The organism is Pseudomonas sp. Marseille-P9899, from assembly GCF_903166565.1.
GTDB lineage: Bacteria > Pseudomonadota > Gammaproteobacteria > Pseudomonadales > Pseudomonadaceae > Aquipseudomonas > Aquipseudomonas huaxiensis.
On sequence record NZ_CAESCG010000001.1, the window covers coordinates 1,109,968 to 1,128,200 of the forward strand.

Consider the following 18,233-nt stretch of genomic DNA (forward strand, 5'->3'; position numbering starts at 1 on the left):
GCGCGCGGTTCACGACGCGCTCCAGCTCAGGGCAAACAGCGTCTGCCCTGGCAGATCGAACCCGAGCCGGCCATCGCGACAGACCAGATTGGCCGTGCGTGGCTGGTGATCGGGCCCGAAAAGGGTCAACAGTGGATTGGCCGGGCAGCGCGCTGCCACGCTGGCGAAACGCACCCGCTGGGTGCGCTCGCCCTTGTTCACGCCGAGCAGGCTGCGGGCGGGGCCGCGGGCCATGGCCAGGGCATCGACCTCGAAGGCGTCGTTGTCCAGTTGCAGCACCTCGTCCAGCCAGTGCTGCTGGATGAACTGCTGGGCCAGGCCCACCGGCTTGAGCACGAAGTGCTGCGGGTCGAGCACTTGCAGCATGCCCTTGGGATAATCGGGTTCGTCGGCGGCCTGGAACCAGTTGAGCATGTCCAGCAGACCATCGGCGCTGGCGTTGATCGCCACCGAGGCCCACCACAATGCGGCGTAATGGCCGTTCTGCTCATACAGGCTCAGGTTTGAGCCGGGCGACAGGTTGGTCTGGTCCAGCAGCAACGCCTTGCGTGGTCGGCCGCGCTCATTGAGGCCGACCAGCGCAGCGGCCTGGCGCACGTTGTCGCGGTAGACCCGGGTCGCCAGCAGGTCGCGGACCATCCATTCGTGCCAGGCCAATGCGTCGATACGCGGGCCGAATTCCTTCAGCAGACGCTGCGCCCAGTCCAGCCCACGGCGCTCGGCGCTGTGCTCGGCGAGCGGGCCGTTGACCAGTCGCGAACTGGCCGGCATGGCGATGCGCACCCCGGCTTCGCGGGCGCCGGCGTAGTCCTCGACCTGTTGCAGACGCTGCGCGAAGAAGGCGCGGAAGTCTTCATAGCGGGTGTAATTCAGGTTCGGTTCGTCGGCGAAGGCGATGTAGTGCCGGCCCGCGCCATCCAGCGTGACACTGGCCGCCAGCCAGGCTTGCAGGCCCTGGCGGCTGGTGACGTCGTCGCTCAGGTCGGCGCGGCGGCCGGTGGCGGCCAGCAGGGTGATGTCGTCCTCGATGGCGAAGCGTTCGCGATAGAGGCGGCGAAAGGCGTTTTCGTAGTCCGGCTGCCGGGCCAGCACGTCGACAAAACTGTAGAAGCCCGCCGCCCGTGGTTTCAGGGCATCGAGAATCGGGTGGCTGGCCACGGGGGGCAGCAGGTAGGGCAGGTTCAGCCCGAGTTTCGCCGTCGGGCCCAAGCGTTGCTGGCCGAGGTGCAGGTTCACCGTGCCGGCTTGTTCATCCAGCGGGCCAAGGTCGGCGACGCGGCGGGCGAACAGGTTGGCCGTGCCGTCCAGCCAGAACGCCGCCTTGCCACGGCCTTGCAGTTCCAGGCGCCAGATTTGCGGTTTCGGACTGACCGGCAGGGTGCCTTCTTCGTATTGCCAGTACGCCGGTTGCGCCACCAGGTTCAGGCTCAGCGCCTGGCCGTCATCCAGGCGCACCGCGCGCAAGCCGCTGACGCCGCCGTGGTACTTGCCGGCGAGAATCGCCTGCTCGCCAGCGGCGACGCGGAAATACAATTGCGTCCCGGCCTCGACCTGCAGGCTCACATGCACCCGCGCCGGGGCGAACTGGGCGCGGGTGCTATCGCTGAAGGCGGGACGGTAGCGGCGGAAGCTGTAGCCGGGAATCTCCAGCCGATAGCTGCCGTGGCCGACCGGCAATGGCCATTGCTGTTGACCGCGGGCCTCGGTGGCGGCGATATCGCGGCGCGCGGCCAGGCGGCCCTGGCCGTCGAGAAGAAACACCTGCTCAGGATTGGCATCGGTCTGCCAGGCGCCGACCCAGTCGAGGCGCAACTGATCGGCGCGGCCCGGGGTCAGGTACAGGCTGCCGTCGCGAATATCTGGCCAGCGCAGTTCGGCGGCGCCGGCCGCACCGCTGAACAACATCAGGCCGATAAGCAGGCGCACGGCGTTCATCCGGCCACCCGACCCGGCAACATGCGCCACAGCGGCAGCAGGTCGCCGGGCAGGATAAACAGCGTGCGCCACCAGGCCACGCCGCTGAGCCGGCAGTACAGCACCAGCATCGCCAGGGTCACCGCGAGGTAGGCGATCGACGACGCCAGCGCCGCGCCGAAGATCCCCAGAGGCGGGATCATCAGCACGTTGAGCAGCAGATTGAGCGCGGCCCCGGCGCCCATCATCAGCGACACGCTGCCGGGGCGGTTCTTGCCCAGCAGGTCGAGGCGCAGGATGCTCGCGTAGCACAGGCCGAACAGCCCCGGCAGCAGGCCGAGCAGCGCCGGGTAAGCGGGTTGGTATTCGGCGCCGAACAACGTGATGATCAGCCATTCGCCCACCAGCGCCATGCTCAGGCAGGCGCCAAGCATTACCGTGGCGGTCAGGCGCAGGGCCAGCGGGGTCAGTTTGTCCATGCCGGCGTCCTGTTGCAGCAGGCGCTTCATCAGTGGCGTGGTCACTGCTTCCGGGACGATCAGCAGCAGTTCGGCGGCGGCGCTGGCCATGGCGTAGTGACCGAGGGCGGCACTGCCGAGCAGGGCGCTGATGAAGAGGTAGTCCGAGCGCAGGATCACTTGCTGGAACAGCAGGTCCGGATGGCTCTTGGCGCTGTAGGCGAGCAGTTCGCGCTGGCCGGCGCGGTCCCAGCACAGGCGCAACGGATGACCGCGTCGCAGCCAGATCAACCCCAACAGCACCACCAGGCCCAGCCCCAACAGCCAACTGGCCAGCGCCGCCGACAGCGCCGCTTCGGGCCACAGGGCATAGAAGACGAGAAACAGCAGCAGTGGCGCCAGTGATTCGCTCAGGCGCAGGGCATTGAAGGCGCCGACACCACCGGTGGCGTTGTGCAAGGTGAGCAGGCCGCTCTTGAGCACGCTCAGGGGCACCGCCAGCAACAGCAGCCAGGCCAGCAGGCCAAGTTGCTGGCTGACTTCCAGTTCGATGCCGAAGCCGCGCAGCGCGGCAAGGCAGATCAGGGTGAGCAGGGCGGCCAGCAGGCAGCCGTAGACCAGCACCTGGGTCAGCAGCAGGCCGACATTGCGCTGCTGCGCCGCCTGATAACCGATGGCGCTGTTGAGTCCGCCGCTGGTGGCGGCGGCAATCAGGTCCGGCAGGCTGCTGAGCAGGGCGAACAGCCCGCGCTCGCTGGGGCCGAGCAGCCGCGCCAGCAGCACATTGCGCAGCAGGCGCAGGGCGATCATCGCCAGCCGCGTGCCCATGCTCAGCAGCAAGTGGCGCAGATAGGAGGGGCGGCTCATCAGTGGCCTCCGCGGCTGATGCGCCAGGCCAGCAGCGACGGCCGGCTGGCATTGCGCTGGCTGACGCCGATGCGCGGCAGGGCCAGCGGGTCGTCGCTGTCCTGGCAGAGCCCGGCGCGGGTGCTCAGGGCCCACGGATAACGGTGCGCTGCCAGACGCTGGCGCACGCGCAAATCGTGGTCGCCATTGGGGTAGCAGTACACCGGCAGCGGGTTGCGGCAGCCATTGAGCAGGGCGCGGTGGCTGCGCAGCAGTTCTTCTTCCAGGCGATGGTCGTCCAGGCCGGGCAACAGCGCGTGGCTGGCGCCATGGGGGCCGAAGCGGATCAGCCCGGAGTCTTCCAGTTGCCGCACTTGCTGCCAGTCGAGGGCCTGGGGCAGGGATTCCGGTGGGCAGGCATCGGTGAGCAGGTGCAGGGCCTGCGGCGCCAGGGTCTTCAGGCTTTGCAGGTAACGCGCCAGCGCCAGGCTGCGGGCGCGTGGCGCTTCGTTCATGAAATAGGCGACCGGCAGCGGCCGGCCGACCCGGCGCAGTTGTTCGATCAGCAGGTGCCGCGGCGCCTCGCCGTGGCTGCCCCAGAGCGTCTCGCCGAGGCTTTCCCACCAGAAGCGCTGGCGGCTGCCGATGTAGTCGGTGGAAAGAAAGATGCTCGCCGGCACCTGGTACTTCGCCAGCAGCGGAAAGGCGTGCAGGGCGTTGTCGCGCCAGCCGTCATCGAAGGTCAACGCCACCCGTGGGCGGTTGCTGCCGTGGCCTTGCAGCAGGTCCAGCAGCGGCAGGCAGTCGAAGTGCTGGCGCAGCCGGCGCAGCGGCCGTTCGAACGCCAGCGGGCCGACGCACAATTCGTTGCGGTGCGGCAGTTCGGCGGCGCGATCGTCGGCCAGCACCCGGTGCAGCATCAGGATCAGCCCGGCGCCGTGCAGCTGCCGGCGACCTACCGGCGAGTTCAGGTAGATCCAGCCGCTGGCACGCTTGATGGTGGTCTTGATCGGCATGGTCGATCCCTCAGCGGTTCTGGTCGGGGTTCCATTGCTGATAACTGTGCCCGCGCAGGAACTGCCACAGGCCGACACTCATGCCGGCCAGCGTCACCAACACGTACGCGGCCAGGCGAAACGGTTTCGGCAAGCGGTGCCCGGCGTCGAGCAGGCCGACCAGCGCCACGGCGTAGCCGAGCAGTTGCATGCTGCAGGTCCAGCGATAGAACGCGCCGTCATCCAGCAACCAGAGGTTGCTCAGCAGCAGCGGCAGCAACAGCACCGGGGCCAGCCGGCGCAGCAGCTTGTGGCTGATCAGGGCGATGGCGTACAGGCCGTGGCGCAGCGGGTTGAGCAGTTGCCGCCGTGCGGCCAGGCTCTGCAGGCCGCCGACGGTGACCCGCTGGCGCCGGCGAAACTGCTTGCCGGCTTCGTCCACGCCGTAATCCAGCACCACCGCCTCGGGCACATAGACCAGGTGCTGGCCCGCCGCCGGGGCGCAGGTGCTGATAAAGAAATCGTCGTTGACCTGTGGCGGAATCGGCTGGAACAGCTCGCGGCGCAGCGCCAGCAGCGCGCCGTCGGCGGAGACCATGCAACCGGTGCGGTTCTCGACCCGGCGTACCCAGCCTTCGAAGTGGCGGTACAGGCTGTCGCCCAGGCTCAGGCCCTTGCCCGGCCGGGGGATGATCATCTGCCCGGCGCAGCCGCCGACGCCCGGGGTGGCCAGCGGCACCAGCAACTGGCGCAGGGTGTCGTCGGCCCATTGGTTGTCGGCGTCGGTGAACACCAGCACGTCGCCCTGGCACAGGCTGACCGCGCGGTTCAGCGCTGCGGCCTTGCCCAGGCGTGGCAGGTCGAGCACCTGGATGCGCGGGTCGTTGACTGCCCGGGCGCAGGCCACGGTGCGGTCGTTGGAACCGTCGCTGGCGAGGACGATCTGCAAGGATGCGGCGGCGTAGTCCTGGTTCAGCACGCTGCGCAGCTTCTGTTCGATATGCCGTTGTTCGTTGTGCGCGGCGATCACCACGCTGACCGTCAGCGGCACTTGCGGGCCCGGCTCACGGCGCGCGCAGAAGGGCGCGGCGAGGCTCAACAGCAGCGGGTAGCCGAGCCACGCATAGAGCGGCAGCAGCAGGCACAGCCAGAAGATGAATTCAGCCACGGGCTGGCCTCCTTGCAGTGAAGTTGAACAGGCTCAGGACGAACGCCATGCCGGCCAGGTGCAGCCGGATGAAATGCAGCCCCCAGAGTTGCAGCGTCAAGGTCGGTTCGCGGTGCTTCAGGCTCTGCCGCAGACTCAACGCCAAAGCCGGCAGGCTGGCGACCAGCACCATCAGCAGCGCCAGGTGCGGGAAACCGTCGAGCAGCGCCGACAGGGCCATGGCGTCGAGCACCCAGGCGCCCATGGACAGCGCCGGAAAACGCAGCAGGCGCAGGCTCGCGCCGTTGCTGCGCAGCAGTTGCAGGTGGCTGCTCTGGCGCCACATTTCCTTGCCCAGCCATTCTTTCCAGGTGCACTCGTAACCCCAGTGCATGACCACCGGTTCGCGCAGCACCAGCAGGCGCGCGCCGGCGTCGCTCAGGCGCAGGGTGAAGTCTTTGTCTTCGCCGCTGCGCAGGCTTTCGTTGAAGCCGCCGACGCTGTCGAACCAGTGCCGTGGCATCAGCAGGTTGGGGCTGGGCAGCCATTGCTGGCGGTGCAGCAGCGGGCCGGCACGCAGTGTGCGGCGCTGCCAGGCGATGGCGAACCACGGCGCCTGGTGCGGGGTGTCGCAGTCGAGGGCGAAGACATCGCCCAGGCCCTGGGCGTGGAGGTCGAGCAGGCGCCGGAGCCAGTTCTCCGGGACTTCGATATCGGCGTCGAGAAACGCCAGCCAGTCGCACTCGCACGCGGCCGCGCCACGGTTGCGCAGGGCGCCGATGCTCAGGCCCGGCAGGTTCAGCACCCGTGCGCCGAGGGCGCGAGCGATTCGCGGGCTGTCGTCGTGGGAGCCGTTGTCGACCACGATCAGTTCGCAGTCGACACCGGCTTCGCGGGCGGCGCGTTGGGCCGCAGCCAAGGTCCGGCCGATGTGCCGGGCTTCGTTGAACATCGGAATGACGATGCCGACCCGGTTCATGCTTGCGGCTCCGGCCGGCCCGCAGCCTCGGCCTGGCTGCGCAGCACCCAGGACAACGCCAGCATGATCCACAGGTATTTGTGGTTCGGTGCGCTGAGGAACATCAGGAACAGACCCAGCGACAGCATGCTCATGCACAGGTGGGTGAGCAGGTCGGCGCGGGCCACTTCATGCTGCTGCAGCCAGGCGGCGCGCGCGATCCACAGATTGCGCAGGGCCAGGGCGATCAGGCCGACGAACAGCACGCCGCCGGGAATACCGATCTCGCTGAACAGTTCCAGGTAGGTGTTGTGCGCCCGCCGATAGAGGTCTGTGACCTTGCGGTTGGCGGAGAACGCCTTGGCGTAGCCGGTGGTGGCGTAGTGCAAGGGGAAGGTGCCGGGGCCGGAGCCGAGCAGCGGGTTTTCGCGGATCATCTTGCTGCCGACCACGATGTACGAGGCACGGCGCCCAAGTGAGTCGTCCTCATGGGCATTGACCCCGGACTTGAGCACGCTCAGCGACGCGATGCGCTCGATGTAACTGGCCGGCATCACCGCCGCCGCAACCGGCAGCAGCAGGGCCAGGCCCAGCATCAGCACGCCGAGATGGCGCGGCCGCAGGCGGGTCAGTTGCACCCGGTAGTGATAGAGGCCGATGCCGAGGCTGATCAGGAGTACCACCAGCCCGGAGCGCGATTCGGTCTTGGTCATCCCGGCCAGCAACAGGCCGGTGCACACCAGCCACAGCAGCCGTTGGCCCAGGCTCCGGCTGTTCAGCAGCAGCCAGATCGCCAGGGGCACGGCGAAGGCGATCAGCAGGGCGAACACGTTGGGGTCGTCGAGCAGGCCGGAGGCGCGGCCCTGGTCCTGATATTTGCTGGAGAACATCGCCATCACGCAGGTGGCGGCGACGCTGAGGCAGACCAGCCGGGCCAGCCAGGCCAGGTTCAGCTCGCGGCCAATCAGCAGGGTCATGACGAACAGCAGCAGGCCGATGGACAGTTCGCGCAGGTGCTGGGCCGACATCAGCATGCTTTCGCTGGCCCAGAAACTCAGGCCGTAACAGGCCATGAAGGCGATCAGCAGCGGCCACAGATTGCTGCGCAGGCGTTCGCCCTTGAGTTGGCCGCTGGCCAGTTGCAGGCCCAGCACCAGCAGCAGGCCGGCGCCGATCAACTTGGCGGCGGACAGGTCGCTGTCCTTGAACAGGCCTTCGAACGGCACAAAGGCGATGATCGCCAGCAAACCCCAGGCCGGGCGCCGGTACAGCAAGAGCAGGCCGCCCAGCGCGGCGACTGCGCCGGGCGCCAGGTACGGCCAGGGACTGACCAGCAGGATCACGGCCAGCAGACCGAAGAGGCCGACCAGCGAAAGGGGCAGGATCATGCGCGGACCTCCGTTGCGGCGCCCAGGTAAACCTGGGCCCAGCGTTGCGCCAGGGTAGGCAGGTGGTAGCGTTCGCGTTGGATGTGGCAGGCCTGGGCGGTGAGTTCACTGGCCTGGGCCGGGTCGTCGATCAGGGCGCTCAGTTGCGCGGCCAGTTCGTCCACCGCCAGCGGCGCGGCCAGCAGACCGCTGCGGCCGTGTTCGATGACATCGGGAATGCCGCCGACGCCGAAGGCCACCACCGGCACGCCGTCCTGCATGGCTTCAAGCAGGATCATCGGCGTGCCTTCGGTGCGCGAGCTGATCACCAGGGCATCAAGGCGGCTCATCCACGGCCGCATGTCGTGCTGAAAGCCCGGCAGGCGAATCCGCTCCACCAGCCCGGCGGCGTTGATGCGGGCCTGCAGGGCGACGCGTTCCGGGCCGTCGCCGAGCATCACCGCGTGCAACTGCGGGTAGCGCCGGCACAGTGGAATCAGCGTGTCGAGAAACAGGTCCGGGCCTTTTTCACTGCTCAGGCGTCCGACATAACCGGCCAGCCACTCGCCCGCATGGGTAACGCGAGGCGCCTGGCCGGAGGTTTCCGGCAGGCCGTTGGGAATCACCCGGATCTTCTGCGCCGCGACTCCCGCACCGCGCAGAATCCGCGCGATGCTCTCGGCCACGCACACCACCTGGCTCACCACGGCGGTGCGGCACAGTTGCAGGGTCAGCCAGGTGTAGAAGCGCTGCTTGAGGTTGCGCGGAGTGAAACCGTGTTGGGTTGCCACCAACGGCAGGCGCCACAGGTACGCCGCCAGCCAGCCGAGCAGCAGGCCCTTGAAATTGTGCGCATTGAGCAGTGGCCGCTGGCCGTGCTGCTCGCGCAGGTACAGCAGCGGTTGCACCAGCCCCGCGCGGCACTGACAGTCCACCCCGGCGGCGCGAAACCGCGCCAGCAGTTCTTGCGGCGCATCGAGAAACAGCACCCGATGCTGACCGGGGGTGGCCAGGCAATGATCCAGCAGCATGCGCTCGGCGCCGTAGAATCCACCGCTGTTGAGCAGGTGGATGATCGGCTGGCGCGGGGCCGGGGCGTTCAATTGCGCACCCAGTGCCACAGCCGTGGCAGCGTCCATTGTTTGTACGGATTGGTGTGTTCCGGGGTCTGGTCGTTGATCACCAGCAGCACTGGCAGGCCCAGTTCGTGGCCGATTTGCGCCGGGTGTTTGAAGCGATGGTCGAAGAACTCGCGGACATAGACCAGGGCAATCGCCAGCAGCAGGCCGGTGAGCAGGCCGAACGGAATGATCAGCATCGGCCGTGGGAACGCGGCTTCGGTCGGCTGGTAGGGCGCGCTGAGAATCCGCGCGTTGGACATATTGTCCAGTTGGCCCTGGCCGCGGCTTTCTTCATAGCGCTGGGTGTAGGTGAAGAAGGCCTTGTGCAGGGCGTCGATCTCGGTGTCGAGCTGGCGCGCCTTGCTCATGGTCTCTTGCAACTGGTGGATGCGCCCCTTGAATTCGCCGATGCGCTGGGTTTTCTGGCCGATCACTTCCTGCACCACAGTCAGGTCTTTTTCCCGCTCCTGAATGCGGTTGTCCACCACCTTGAGGAACTGCTGGCGGCTGCGGGAAATCTGCTCGCGCTGCAACTGCATCGGTTCGCTGTTGGGCTGGAACACCGCCAGGTCGTTGCCGTAGCGCGACACCTGGGTGGTCAGTTGCTCGCCCAGTTGCTTGATTTCGCGGTCTTCGAAGGCAACGTTGTCGACGGTGGTGGTGAAGGTGAACGGGAAGCTGTAGTCGTTCATCTTCGCGCTGTTGGCCGCAGTCAGGGCCGACTTCAGGTAGTCCAGCCAGCGCTGGCTTTGCAGCAGGCGGTCACGGTACTGGTTGAGCGCCTGTTCCTCGGTATTGATCGCATTCAGGCGGAAGGTGATTTCCTCCTTGGGATCGGACGAACCTGCGGTTTCCAGCAGGGCGAGGCGCTTGCTTTCCAGGTCATCGAGGCGGGCCTGGTACTGCAGTTTCTTCTGTTCATAGAAGGACTGCGGCAGCTCGTTGGATTGCAGGTCCTGGCGGTTTTTCAGGTAGTTGTCCAGCAACTGGCTGACAAACGCCGTGCCTTGGGCCGCGTCGCCGAAGCTGTAGGTCACCGAGATCACGTTGGAGCCGGGCAGGGTCTCGACCTTGAGGTTCTTGGTGGCCTGTTCGGTGAGGGCGTCGAGTTGGGTATCGCGGGCCGATTCGACCTTGTTGCCCAGCGCCGAGCGCAGCGGATCGAGCACATGCTCGCGCAACGGGTGGAACAGCAGCTTGTCCATCACGCCGGGCTCGACCTGATAGCGGCCTTCTTCACGCAACTGGCTGATGGTCTGGCGGATCAGCGTCGGCGAGCGAAGGATATTGCTCTCGGTTTCCATGTCCGCCAGGGATGGCGGGATGAACTTGTCGGTTTCCTGGGCGAGGGCGGTATTGGTGTCGCTCTGCGACAGTTTTTTCGACTGCACGATGACTTCGGCACCAATGTCGTAGCTCTGGCGCAGCATCAAGGGCAGGACCAGGGCGATCACCGCGAAGGCGAGGAATATCCGCTTCACCCATTGTCGATTGGCAAAGAAGATCCGGAAGAATTCGTGCAGGTAGTTCTCTTTGGGATTCATGAGCTGATTCATCACGCGATACCCCCGAGGTCAGTTGCTGCTGCCTTTGTTGTCGACGCGGTAGCCGAAGCTGAAGCCCACGCCCTGGAACAGCACGACGTCTGCCAGTTGCCGGGCCAGTTCGCCGGCGCTGGCCAGCTTGGTCTTGGGCACATAGAGCATGTCGTCCGGTTGCAGGTAGGCCACCTGAGCGGCGCTGGCGTCCAGCGCCTGGTCGATGTTGTAGGGCATGGCCTGCACCTGGTTGCCGTTGCGCCGCATGATGATCACCGAGTCCAGCCGCGCCTTGATGCTCGGGCCGCGGGCCAGGGTCAGGGCTTCGAGCACCGAGACCGGACGGCGGATCGGGTAGGCGCCGGGCTGGCCGACTTCACCCAGCACGTAGATCTCGTTGACCGCGGTGGACTTGAGCATCACATCCACGCTCATGCGTCCCGGCAGGTCGGCGTAGCGCTTGTTCAGGTACGTCTCCAGCTGGGTCACGGTCATGCCCTGCAGGGCGACCGAGCCGACTTCCGGGAAGTTGGCGTGGCCGTCGCTGCCCACGGTGATCTCCCGGCTCATGCCGGTGGCCGGGTGGTTCAGCGCGCTTTTCAGGTTCTGCTCGTTGGTCAGCGGGCTCAGCACCTGCACCGTGAGCTGGTCGCGGTTGGGCTGGAACAGGCTCTTGTTGCGGTAGGCCTGCTGGATTGCGGCGCGGGCCTGTTCGGGGGTCATCCCGGCGACGTTCACCGAGGTGTTGGCGGCCGGCAGTTCGATGCGCCCGTCGGGCAGCACCAACTGGTTGCCGTTGAGCGAACTGGCGGAAAGGAAGCTCAGGCCGATGGTGTCACCGGACTGGATACGGTAGGCGTCGGAGCCGCTGGTGCTGATGTGGAAGATCACATCCAGCACGTCCTGCGGGCGCAATACCTGTTCCTGACTGGAAAGCTCGGAGGCCTGGGCATTGGCCGGCGCGGCGGTGAGAATCTGTACCGGCATCGTCCGGGCGTCCTGCTGAGTGGTGCAGGCCGCCAGTGGCAATAGCGCGAACAGGGCGATCAAGGGCGTTTTCATAAGTGTTCCCTCGCACGATCGGCTTAAAGGTTGTTGTAGAGCCACTTGGGCATGTAGTAGCGGCGCCGGTTGAACACGCTGCCGACCAGCCGCGCGCCGGCCTGGAGCAGGCGCTGGCTGGCGGCCTGGGCGACTTCACGGCGGGTGTCGTCGGCGTTGATCACCAGGATCACGCCGTCCACCAGCGGGCCCATCACCAGGCTGTCGGCACCGGCGTACACGGCCTCGCCGTCGATCACCACGAAGCGGTACTCGGCCGACAGCTTGAGCAGCAGCATGCGCAGCATTTCCGGGTCGAGGCGTTCGCCACCGCGCTCGTGCAGGCCGCCGGGCAGCACGTCGAAGCGCTGGTCGGACAGGCGCACGATGCAGTCCTGGGCCAGGGGCGGGGTCTGGTCATCGAACAGCAGGTCATGAAAACCACGCAGCTTGTTCAGGCCCAGTTGCTGGCTGAGGGTGTTGGGGCCGTTGCTGCCGTCGATCAGCAGCACCGTTCCACCGCTCATCAGCGCCAGTTGGCTGGCGAACGCCAGGGCGCTGGTGCTGGTGCCGCTGCCGCTGTTGGCGGCAGTCAGCAACAGGGTGCGCTGTTCCTGGTCGAGCACGGTGGAGGTCAGGTTGGTTTCGCTGGGCACAGCGATGCTCATGCTTCTTGAAGTTGAACCGTCCATCTCAACGTGCTCCGTGGCCACTGAAGACTTTGAAGGGGGTCTTGAGCAGGATTTTCAGGTCCAGGCTCAGGCTCTGTTCGGCGATGTAGCTCAGGTCCAGTTCGACCCGCTGGTCGAAGTCGATGTCGCTGCGCCCGGAGATCTGCCAGAGGCCGGTCATGCCGGGGTAGATGCTCAGGCGCGCGAGGTGGTTGTCCTTGTAGCGGTAGGCGTTGAACGAGGTGGGCCGGGGGCCGACCAGGCGCATGTCGCCGCGCACTACGTTGAACAGGTTGGGTAGCTCGTCCAGGCTGCTGCGCCGTAGCCAGCGACCGATCGGGGTTACCCGCGGGTCATCGTCGATCTTGAAATCGATGGACTGGGCGCCGTGCTTGTTGAGGTGGCGCAGCGACTCTTTCAGCGCCTCCGCGTTGGCGACCATGGTGCGGAACTTGAACATGCCGAACGTGCGCCCCCGGTAGCCGGTGCGCTTCTGCACGAAGAGCACCGGCCCCGGGCCGCTCGCCTTGACGATCAGCGCCAGCACCAGTAGCAGCGGCGACAGCAGCACGATCAGCAGCAGGGCGCCGAAGGCGGCTATCCAGCGGTTGGTGCGCGACAGGGTCCAGGGGCGACCGCCGAGGCGGCCGGTGAACCAGCCGCGGCCCTGTTTGTGGACCGCCGAGTCGATGCGCATGCGGTGTTTGGGGTCCATTCGTTTGTCTTGGCTCAGCGCCTGGATCTGGGCGCTTTTCGGTTGTCCGGTCATACCGACCTCCGTTGCTCGTCGGGCGATGCCCGGTGGATCTGCGCTGGCGTCCCGTGCAGCGGCAGGTAGTGATCGAGGAACCAGGCGGCGAAGCGCCCGAGCCCTTCATCGAGAGAGACGACAGGGGTGAAGCCGGTGGCGTCGGCCAGGTCGCCGGCTTCGGCGCAGGTGTCCAGCACATCGCCCGGCTGCAGCGGCAGCAACTCGATGGCGGCGCGGCGGCCGAGGTGTTTTTCCAGCAGGGCGACGTAGTCCAGCAGCGCCACCGGGCGTTGCCCGCCGATGTTGTACAGGCGCCAGGGCGCGTGGCTGCTGGCCGGGTCCGGGGTCATCGCGTTCCAGTCCGGGTTGGCTTGCGGCGCCAGGGGAATCAGCCGCACCAGGCTTTCGACGATGTCGTCGATGTAGGTGAAGTCGCGCTGGTGCTGGCCATGGTTGAACAGGCGCAGCGGGCGGCCTTCGACGATGGCGCTGGCGAACTGCACCGGCGACATGTCCGGGCGACCCCAGGGGCCGTAGACCGTGAAGAAGCGCAGGCCGGTGGCCGGAATGCCGTACAGGTGGCTGTAGCAGTGGGCCATGGCTTCGTTGGCTTTTTTGGTCGCGGCGTACAGCGACAGAGGGTGGTCCACCGCATCGCGTACCGAATAAGGCGTGTGCTGGTTGGCGCCATACACCGAGCTGGACGAGGCGTACAGCAGGTGTTGCACCGGATGGCGCCGGCAGCTTTCGAGGATATTTAGAAAACCGGCGAGGTTGCTGTCGAGGTAGGCCCGGGGATTCTCCAGCGAGTAGCGCACCCCGGCCTGGGCGGCCAGGTGCAGGACCACGTCGGGGCGTTCACGGGCGAACAGCTCATCCAGCGCGTTGGCGTCCGCCAGCTCGATGCGCTGCAACGGAAAGTGCCCGGCCTGCTGGCGCACCCAGCCGACCCGTTGATGCTTGAGCGTCGGGTCGTAGTAGCTGTTGAAATTGTCCAGGCCCAGTACCTGATAGCCGTCACGCAACAGCCGCAGGACACAATGGGCGCCGATGAAACCGGCCGCGCCGGTGACCAGGACTTTCATGGTGCAGGGACTTCCGGATCGACATGGCGCAAGCCGATACCGCAGTAGTCCAGGCCGTAGGTGGCGACCTGATCGGGGTTGTACAGGTTGCGCCCGTCAATGATCAGGCGCTGGCGCAGCTTCTTCGCCAGCAGGGTGAAGTCGACCACGCGAAAGTTCTTCCACTCGGTGCAGATCACCAGGGCATCGGCGTCTTCCAGGGTGTCGTCGCGGGTGGCGCAGAGTTTCAGGTCGTTGCGGTAGCCGTAGAGGCGCCGGCATTCGGCCATGGCTTCCGGGTCGAAGGCATGCACGGTGGCGCCTTCGGCCCACAGCGCTTCCATCAGGTAGCGGCTCGGCGCTTCGCGCATGTCGTCGGTGTTGGGCTTGAAGGCCAGACCCCAGAGCGCCACCGACTTGCCCTTGAGGCTGCCAGGAAAATGCTGCTGGAGTTTGCTGAAGAGAATCTGCCGCTGGGCGTCGTTCACTTCGCTGACGCTCTGCAGCAGGCGCAGCGGCATGCCGTTGTGCTCGGCGGTGTGCAGCAGGGCGCGCAGGTCCTTGGGGAAACACGAACCGCCAAAGCCGCAGCCGGGGTAGATGAAGTGGTAGCCGATGCGCGGGTCGGAGCCGATGCCCTTGCGTACCGCTTCGATATCGGCGCCCAGGCGTTCGGTGAGGTTGGCCAGCTCGTTCATGAAGCTGATGCGGGTGGCGAGCATGGCGTTGGCCGCGTACTTGGTCAGCTCGGCGCTGCGGTTGTCCATGAACATCAGCTTTTCATGGTTGCGGCAGAAGGGCGCGTACAGCTCGGTGAGCTGGTCCTGGGCCTGGGCATCGCAGGTGCCGACGATGATCCGGTCGGGGCGCATGCAGTCGGCGAGGGCGCTGCCTTCCTTGAGAAATTCGGGGTTGGAGACCACGCGCACTTTCAGGGTCAGTTTGCCCAGTCGGTCGAGCTCTTCCCGGGCCAGTTGTGCGACCTTGTCGGCAGTGCCCACGGGCACCGTGGACTTGATGATCAGGGTGCGATCGGCCTCCATCAGCTCGGCGATCTGCCGGGTGACCCCGAGCACATGGGAGAGATCGGCGGAGCCGTCTTCGTCCGGTGGCGTGCCGACCGCGATGAACACCAGTTCGGCGTGCGCTACCGCATCGCTGGACTGGGTGCTGAACAGCAGGCGGCCGTCGCGGATGTTGTCTTCGAGCATGACGGACAGGCCCGGCTCATGGATCGGCGGCACGCCCTGGCGAAGTTGGCTGATCTTGTGCGCATCGACATCCACACACAGCACCCGGTGTCCGACATCTGCCAGCGCCGCGGCCTGCACGAGCCCTACATAACCTGTACCGAACACGCTTACGTCCATTCCGGGGTGCCTCGCATGGCGTAATGGGGATGAAACAGCGGTGTGTTTTTCGGTATAGCGCAGGCTGGGGAAAAAGTGTCAAACCAATGGCATGTTTCGTTTAACTTACAACGACTGTTCGCGAGGTCGTTTTGCCATCAACTCTTTTCCAATCCGTGATTTAGCGAAATGGACGCTGGCCAATCGCCGTAAATTTTCGCGATGAACGGTCGAAAGCCCCGCCGTTGAAGGCTTCTGTGGTTTTTGTGCAATAGCTAAATGGATACATTCCTTTAGTGATAGCGGGTAGAAACAGGCGTCAAAAACTCGCCATAAAAATGACAAGCGATAGATGGAAAGAAATTCGCAAGCTGGCTACCGTTCGAGAAACCCCGCCATCGCGGACGGAGCCTTGCCATGCGCGCATCGATCAAAAGCCTGCTGTTGCTGGCCTATCTGGCCTGCTTTCACGCCGCCATTCTCGAACGTCTCCAGGCGCTGGGCGGTCTGGCGCTGGTGCTGTACGGCGGGATGTTCGTGCTGCTGGCGCTGACCCTGTTGGCCGCCGCGCAGATTCGCCAGGGCTGGTTGCGCTGGGGGCTGGCGCTGCTGTTCTTCGCCAGCGCGGTGTTCTTCGATGCCTACACGCGCATCACCAACAGCTACCTGACCTACAGCGCCTTCCTGTCGATGGTGTATTCCGGTGGCTTTGTCCAGGAGGCCGTGGCCCAGTACCACGCCTCGATCATGCAGGCGCTGCTGCGCGGGCTGTTGCTGTTGCTCGGCATCGGCCTGCGCCCCGGTGCCTGGCCACGTTTGCCACGGACCTTGCCGTGGGCCGCGCCATTGCTGGGGTTGCTGCTGCTCACCGGCATCCTGTTCGTGCGTTCCGGTGAAGGCGCCCGTGGCCTGCCGGTGATGTACACGCCGCTGGCCTACCTGAACCTGATGACCTACGAGACGCTGCACGACCATGTCGGCGCCCGCGAGCCGGTGAGCCTGCCGCGCAGCGGCCCGGCCATGGCCCGCGACATCGTGCTGATCATCGACGAGAGCATTGCCGGCAACTACCTCGACACCGACACGCCGCTGGGGGTGAAAACACCGCTGACCCAGGCGCAACCGGGCGTGAGCATCTTCAACTACGGCTATGCGGCGTCCGTCGCCAACTGCAGCGCCGACACCAACGTCACCCTGCGCTACGGCGGCACCCGCGCGGACTACCTGCGGATCAACTCGACCCAGCCATCGATCTGGCAGTACGCCCACCAGGCCGGGTTGGCCACGGTGTACGTCGATGCCCAGCGCAACGGCGGGCACTTGCAGAACCTGATGACCGACACGGAAAAACGCGATATCGACCGTTTCATCCAGTTCGATGACACCCCGGTGCTGGAGCGCGACATGGCGGTGGCGGCGACCCTCACCGAACTGCTGGCCGACGGCAAGCCGCAACTGATCGTGGTCAACAAGGTGGGCGCGCATTTTCCGGTGCACGACAAATACCCGGACGCCTTCATGAGCTACCGCCCGGCCTTGCCGCGCGGGCAGTTCACCGACGTCACCGACACTGGCCAGCGTGACGGTTTTGCCGGGCGGCCGGAGGACTGGGTGCTGTACCGCAATGCCTATCGCAACACCTTGCTGTGGAATGTCGGGGAATTCTTCAACCGCCTGTTCGCCAAGGCCGACTTCAGCCAAGCGGTGGTGATCTACACCTCCGACCATGGCCAGGACCTGCACGAACGCGGCAATCCCGGCTTGAATACCCATTGCGACAGCGACCCGGTGGCGGAAGAAGGGCTGGTGCCGCTGGTGGTGATCCAGGGCGCAGGGCTCAAGACCCTGGATTGGCAGGCGCACCTGGCGGACAACAAAAACCGCTCCAGCCACTACAACCTGTTCCCGACCCTGCTACAGTTGCTCGGCTACGACAGCACTGCGCTGCAAGCGGTGTACGGCAAGCCGCTGAGCGTCCTGACCGAAGACCCGTTCAGCTTCAACACCCGTTTCAACGCCAGATTGGGGGCTAGTCCGGTGTTCAAGCACATTGATTTGGGGCAGGTGGTGGTGCCGGAGGATGGGCAGGTGGTGGGGAGTCGGGAGTAGATATCGCGAGCAAGCTCGCTCCTACCGTGGTGAAGGAGCGAGCTTGTCGGGGCACCGAACCGTCGCGATGCCCTTACCGCCCCAAAAACCGCGCCGGCCGCTTCTCGATAAACGCCGCCATCCCTTCCTTCTGATCCTGCGAAGCAAACAGCAGCGCATTGGCTTTGCGCTCCAGCGCCAGCCCGGTCTCCAGCGGTGCATCCATGCCCGCCAGGATCACTTCCTTGATTTGTTCCGCCGCCAGCGCCGGCATCGCCGCGATGACCTTGGCCAGTTCCAGCGCATGGGCCTGCACCTGATCGTCGTCCACCAGGTCACTGACCAACCCCGCCACCCAGGCTTCCTCGGCGGTGATCGGCTGTCCGGTCAGGGCCATGCGCATGGCCTTGGCCTTGCCCACCGCCCGCACCAGGCGCTGGGTGCCGCCGATGCCGGGCATGATGCCGATGCGGATTTCCGGCTGGCAGAACTTGGCGCCGCGCCCTGCGACGATCAGGTCGGCATGCATCGCCAGTTCGCAACCGCCACCATAGGCATAACCGCACACTGCAGCGATCACCGGCTTGGGGCAGTGCTGGATCGGCGCCCAGACCCGCTCGGTATGGCGCTGGTGAATCTCGATCGGGCCAACCCCGGCCATGCTGGTGATGTCGCCACCCGCGGCGAACACCTTGTCACCCCCGGTAAGCAGGATGCAGCGCACCTCGGGATCGGCGCCCAGTTCGCTGAAATGCTGCGACAGCAATGCCTGCAACTCCAGGCTCAAGGCGTTGCTCGCCTGGGGCCGGTCGAGGCGCAGCAGGGCTACGCCGGGGGCCGGGAATTCGAGCACGACGCAGGGACGATCAATTGCGGACATAAGCCTTCTCACGCGTGAAAACCTGGGGAATTGCCAGGCAGTGTC

15 protein-coding genes are annotated in these 18,233 nt (G+C 65.9%); 1 reads left to right on the forward strand and 14 read right to left on the reverse strand.

The window, feature by feature from the left end; genetic code table 11:
• Positions 1–9: 9 nt before the first annotated feature.
• The 13 genes from HWV67_RS05010 to HWV67_RS05070 are packed head-to-tail and all read right to left on the reverse strand — an operon-like array spanning position 10 to position 15,241.
• Complete coding sequence (locus HWV67_RS05010; RefSeq protein WP_175650192.1) at positions 10–1,935, reverse strand: hypothetical protein; 1,926 nt, start codon at positions 1,933–1,935, stop codon at positions 10–12.
• Positions 1,932–3,239, reverse strand: a complete 1,308-nt coding sequence (locus HWV67_RS05015) for a lipopolysaccharide biosynthesis protein (protein WP_175650193.1) — start codon at positions 3,237–3,239, stop codon at positions 1,932–1,934. Before HWV67_RS05015 ends, HWV67_RS05010 begins: the two co-directional genes overlap by 4 nt.
• A complete protein-coding gene (locus tag HWV67_RS05020; protein WP_175650194.1) occupies positions 3,239–4,234 on the reverse strand; it encodes a polysaccharide deacetylase family protein in 996 nt (331 codons plus the stop codon). Before HWV67_RS05020 ends, HWV67_RS05015 begins: the two co-directional genes overlap by 1 nt.
• Before the next feature lie 10 nt (positions 4,235–4,244).
• Complete coding sequence (locus HWV67_RS05025; protein WP_175650195.1) at positions 4,245–5,381, reverse strand: glycosyltransferase; 1,137 nt, start codon at positions 5,379–5,381, stop codon at positions 4,245–4,247.
• Positions 5,374–6,339 (reverse strand): glycosyltransferase family 2 protein, encoded by a 966-nt coding sequence (locus HWV67_RS05030; protein ID WP_175650196.1) that lies wholly within the window; start codon positions 6,337–6,339, stop codon positions 5,374–5,376. The genes HWV67_RS05025 and HWV67_RS05030 overlap by 8 nt, the downstream gene beginning before the upstream one ends.
• Positions 6,336–7,706: an O-antigen ligase family protein gene (locus HWV67_RS05035; protein WP_175650197.1), complete on the reverse strand. Its 1,371-nt coding sequence runs from the start codon at positions 7,704–7,706 to the stop codon at positions 6,336–6,338. Before HWV67_RS05035 ends, HWV67_RS05030 begins: the two co-directional genes overlap by 4 nt.
• A complete protein-coding gene (locus tag HWV67_RS05040) occupies positions 7,703–8,824 on the reverse strand; it encodes a glycosyltransferase family 4 protein (protein WP_175650198.1) in 1,122 nt (373 codons plus the stop codon). Before HWV67_RS05040 ends, HWV67_RS05035 begins: the two co-directional genes overlap by 4 nt.
• Positions 8,785–10,350, reverse strand: coding sequence for a GumC family protein (locus tag HWV67_RS05045; RefSeq protein ID WP_175650199.1), 1,566 nt, complete (start codon positions 10,348–10,350; stop codon positions 8,785–8,787). Before HWV67_RS05045 ends, HWV67_RS05040 begins: the two co-directional genes overlap by 40 nt.
• A gap of 30 nt (positions 10,351–10,380) precedes the next feature.
• The gene (locus tag HWV67_RS05050; protein ID WP_175650200.1) at positions 10,381–11,406 is read right to left on the reverse strand and encodes a polysaccharide biosynthesis/export family protein; all 1,026 of its coding nucleotides are present in this window, start codon (positions 11,404–11,406) and stop codon (positions 10,381–10,383) included.
• Positions 11,407–11,429: 23 nt separating this feature from the next.
• Positions 11,430–12,077: a CpsD/CapB family tyrosine-protein kinase gene (locus HWV67_RS05055; protein ID WP_175650201.1), complete on the reverse strand. Its 648-nt coding sequence runs from the start codon at positions 12,075–12,077 to the stop codon at positions 11,430–11,432.
• Between the two features lies 1 nt (position 12,078).
• The gene (locus HWV67_RS05060; protein ID WP_175650202.1) at positions 12,079–12,825 is read right to left on the reverse strand and encodes a sugar transferase; all 747 of its coding nucleotides are present in this window, start codon (positions 12,823–12,825) and stop codon (positions 12,079–12,081) included.
• Complete coding sequence (locus HWV67_RS05065) at positions 12,822–13,892, reverse strand: NAD-dependent epimerase (RefSeq protein ID WP_175650203.1); 1,071 nt, start codon at positions 13,890–13,892, stop codon at positions 12,822–12,824. The genes HWV67_RS05060 and HWV67_RS05065 overlap by 4 nt, the downstream gene beginning before the upstream one ends.
• A complete protein-coding gene (locus tag HWV67_RS05070) occupies positions 13,889–15,241 on the reverse strand; it encodes a UDP-glucose dehydrogenase family protein (protein WP_175650204.1) in 1,353 nt (450 codons plus the stop codon). Before HWV67_RS05070 ends, HWV67_RS05065 begins: the two co-directional genes overlap by 4 nt.
• Before the next feature lie 396 nt (positions 15,242–15,637).
• Between HWV67_RS05070 and HWV67_RS05075 the strand changes: the two genes are divergently transcribed.
• Positions 15,638–17,329, forward strand: coding sequence for a sulfatase-like hydrolase/transferase (locus HWV67_RS05075; protein ID WP_175650205.1), 1,692 nt, complete (start codon positions 15,638–15,640; stop codon positions 17,327–17,329).
• A 73-nt stretch (positions 17,330–17,402) separates the two neighbouring features.
• On the opposite strand, the gene HWV67_RS05080 is transcribed toward HWV67_RS05075, so the two are convergent.
• Positions 17,403–18,188 carry an enoyl-CoA hydratase gene (locus HWV67_RS05080; protein ID WP_175650206.1) on the reverse strand — a complete coding sequence of 262 codons (786 nt, stop codon included), beginning with the start codon at positions 18,186–18,188 and terminating at the stop codon, positions 17,403–17,405.
• Positions 18,189–18,233: the final 45 nt, after the last annotated feature.

Bases quoted from the DNA above. Each gene is read 5' to 3' on its own strand.
- HWV67_RS05010 (WP_175650192.1), bottom strand. From the start codon at position 1,935: ATGAACGCCGTGCGCCTGCTTATCGGCCTGATGTTGTTCAGCGGTGCG.
- HWV67_RS05015 (WP_175650193.1), bottom strand. From the start codon at position 3,239: ATGAGCCGCCCCTCCTATCTGCGCCACTTGCTGCTGAGCATGGGCACG.
- HWV67_RS05020 (WP_175650194.1), bottom strand. From the start codon at position 4,234: ATGCCGATCAAGACCACCATCAAGCGTGCCAGCGGCTGGATCTACCTG.
- HWV67_RS05030 (WP_175650196.1), bottom strand. From the start codon at position 6,339: ATGAACCGGGTCGGCATCGTCATTCCGATGTTCAACGAAGCCCGGCAC.
- HWV67_RS05035 (WP_175650197.1), bottom strand. From the start codon at position 7,706: ATGATCCTGCCCCTTTCGCTGGTCGGCCTCTTCGGTCTGCTGGCCGTG.
- HWV67_RS05040 (WP_175650198.1), bottom strand. From the start codon at position 8,824: ATGGACGCTGCCACGGCTGTGGCACTGGGTGCGCAATTGAACGCCCCG.
- HWV67_RS05045 (WP_175650199.1), bottom strand. From the start codon at position 10,350: ATGAATCCCAAAGAGAACTACCTGCACGAATTCTTCCGGATCTTCTTT.
- HWV67_RS05050 (WP_175650200.1), bottom strand. From the start codon at position 11,406: ATGAAAACGCCCTTGATCGCCCTGTTCGCGCTATTGCCACTGGCGGCC.
- HWV67_RS05055 (WP_175650201.1), bottom strand. From the start codon at position 12,077: ATGGACGGTTCAACTTCAAGAAGCATGAGCATCGCTGTGCCCAGCGAA.
- HWV67_RS05060 (WP_175650202.1), bottom strand. From the start codon at position 12,825: ATGACCGGACAACCGAAAAGCGCCCAGATCCAGGCGCTGAGCCAAGAC.
- HWV67_RS05065 (WP_175650203.1), bottom strand. From the start codon at position 13,892: ATGAAAGTCCTGGTCACCGGCGCGGCCGGTTTCATCGGCGCCCATTGT.
- HWV67_RS05070 (WP_175650204.1), bottom strand. From the start codon at position 15,241: ATGGACGTAAGCGTGTTCGGTACAGGTTATGTAGGGCTCGTGCAGGCC.
- HWV67_RS05075 (WP_175650205.1), top strand. From the start codon at position 15,638: ATGCGCGCATCGATCAAAAGCCTGCTGTTGCTGGCCTATCTGGCCTGC.
- HWV67_RS05080 (WP_175650206.1), bottom strand. From the start codon at position 18,188: ATGTCCGCAATTGATCGTCCCTGCGTCGTGCTCGAATTCCCGGCCCCC.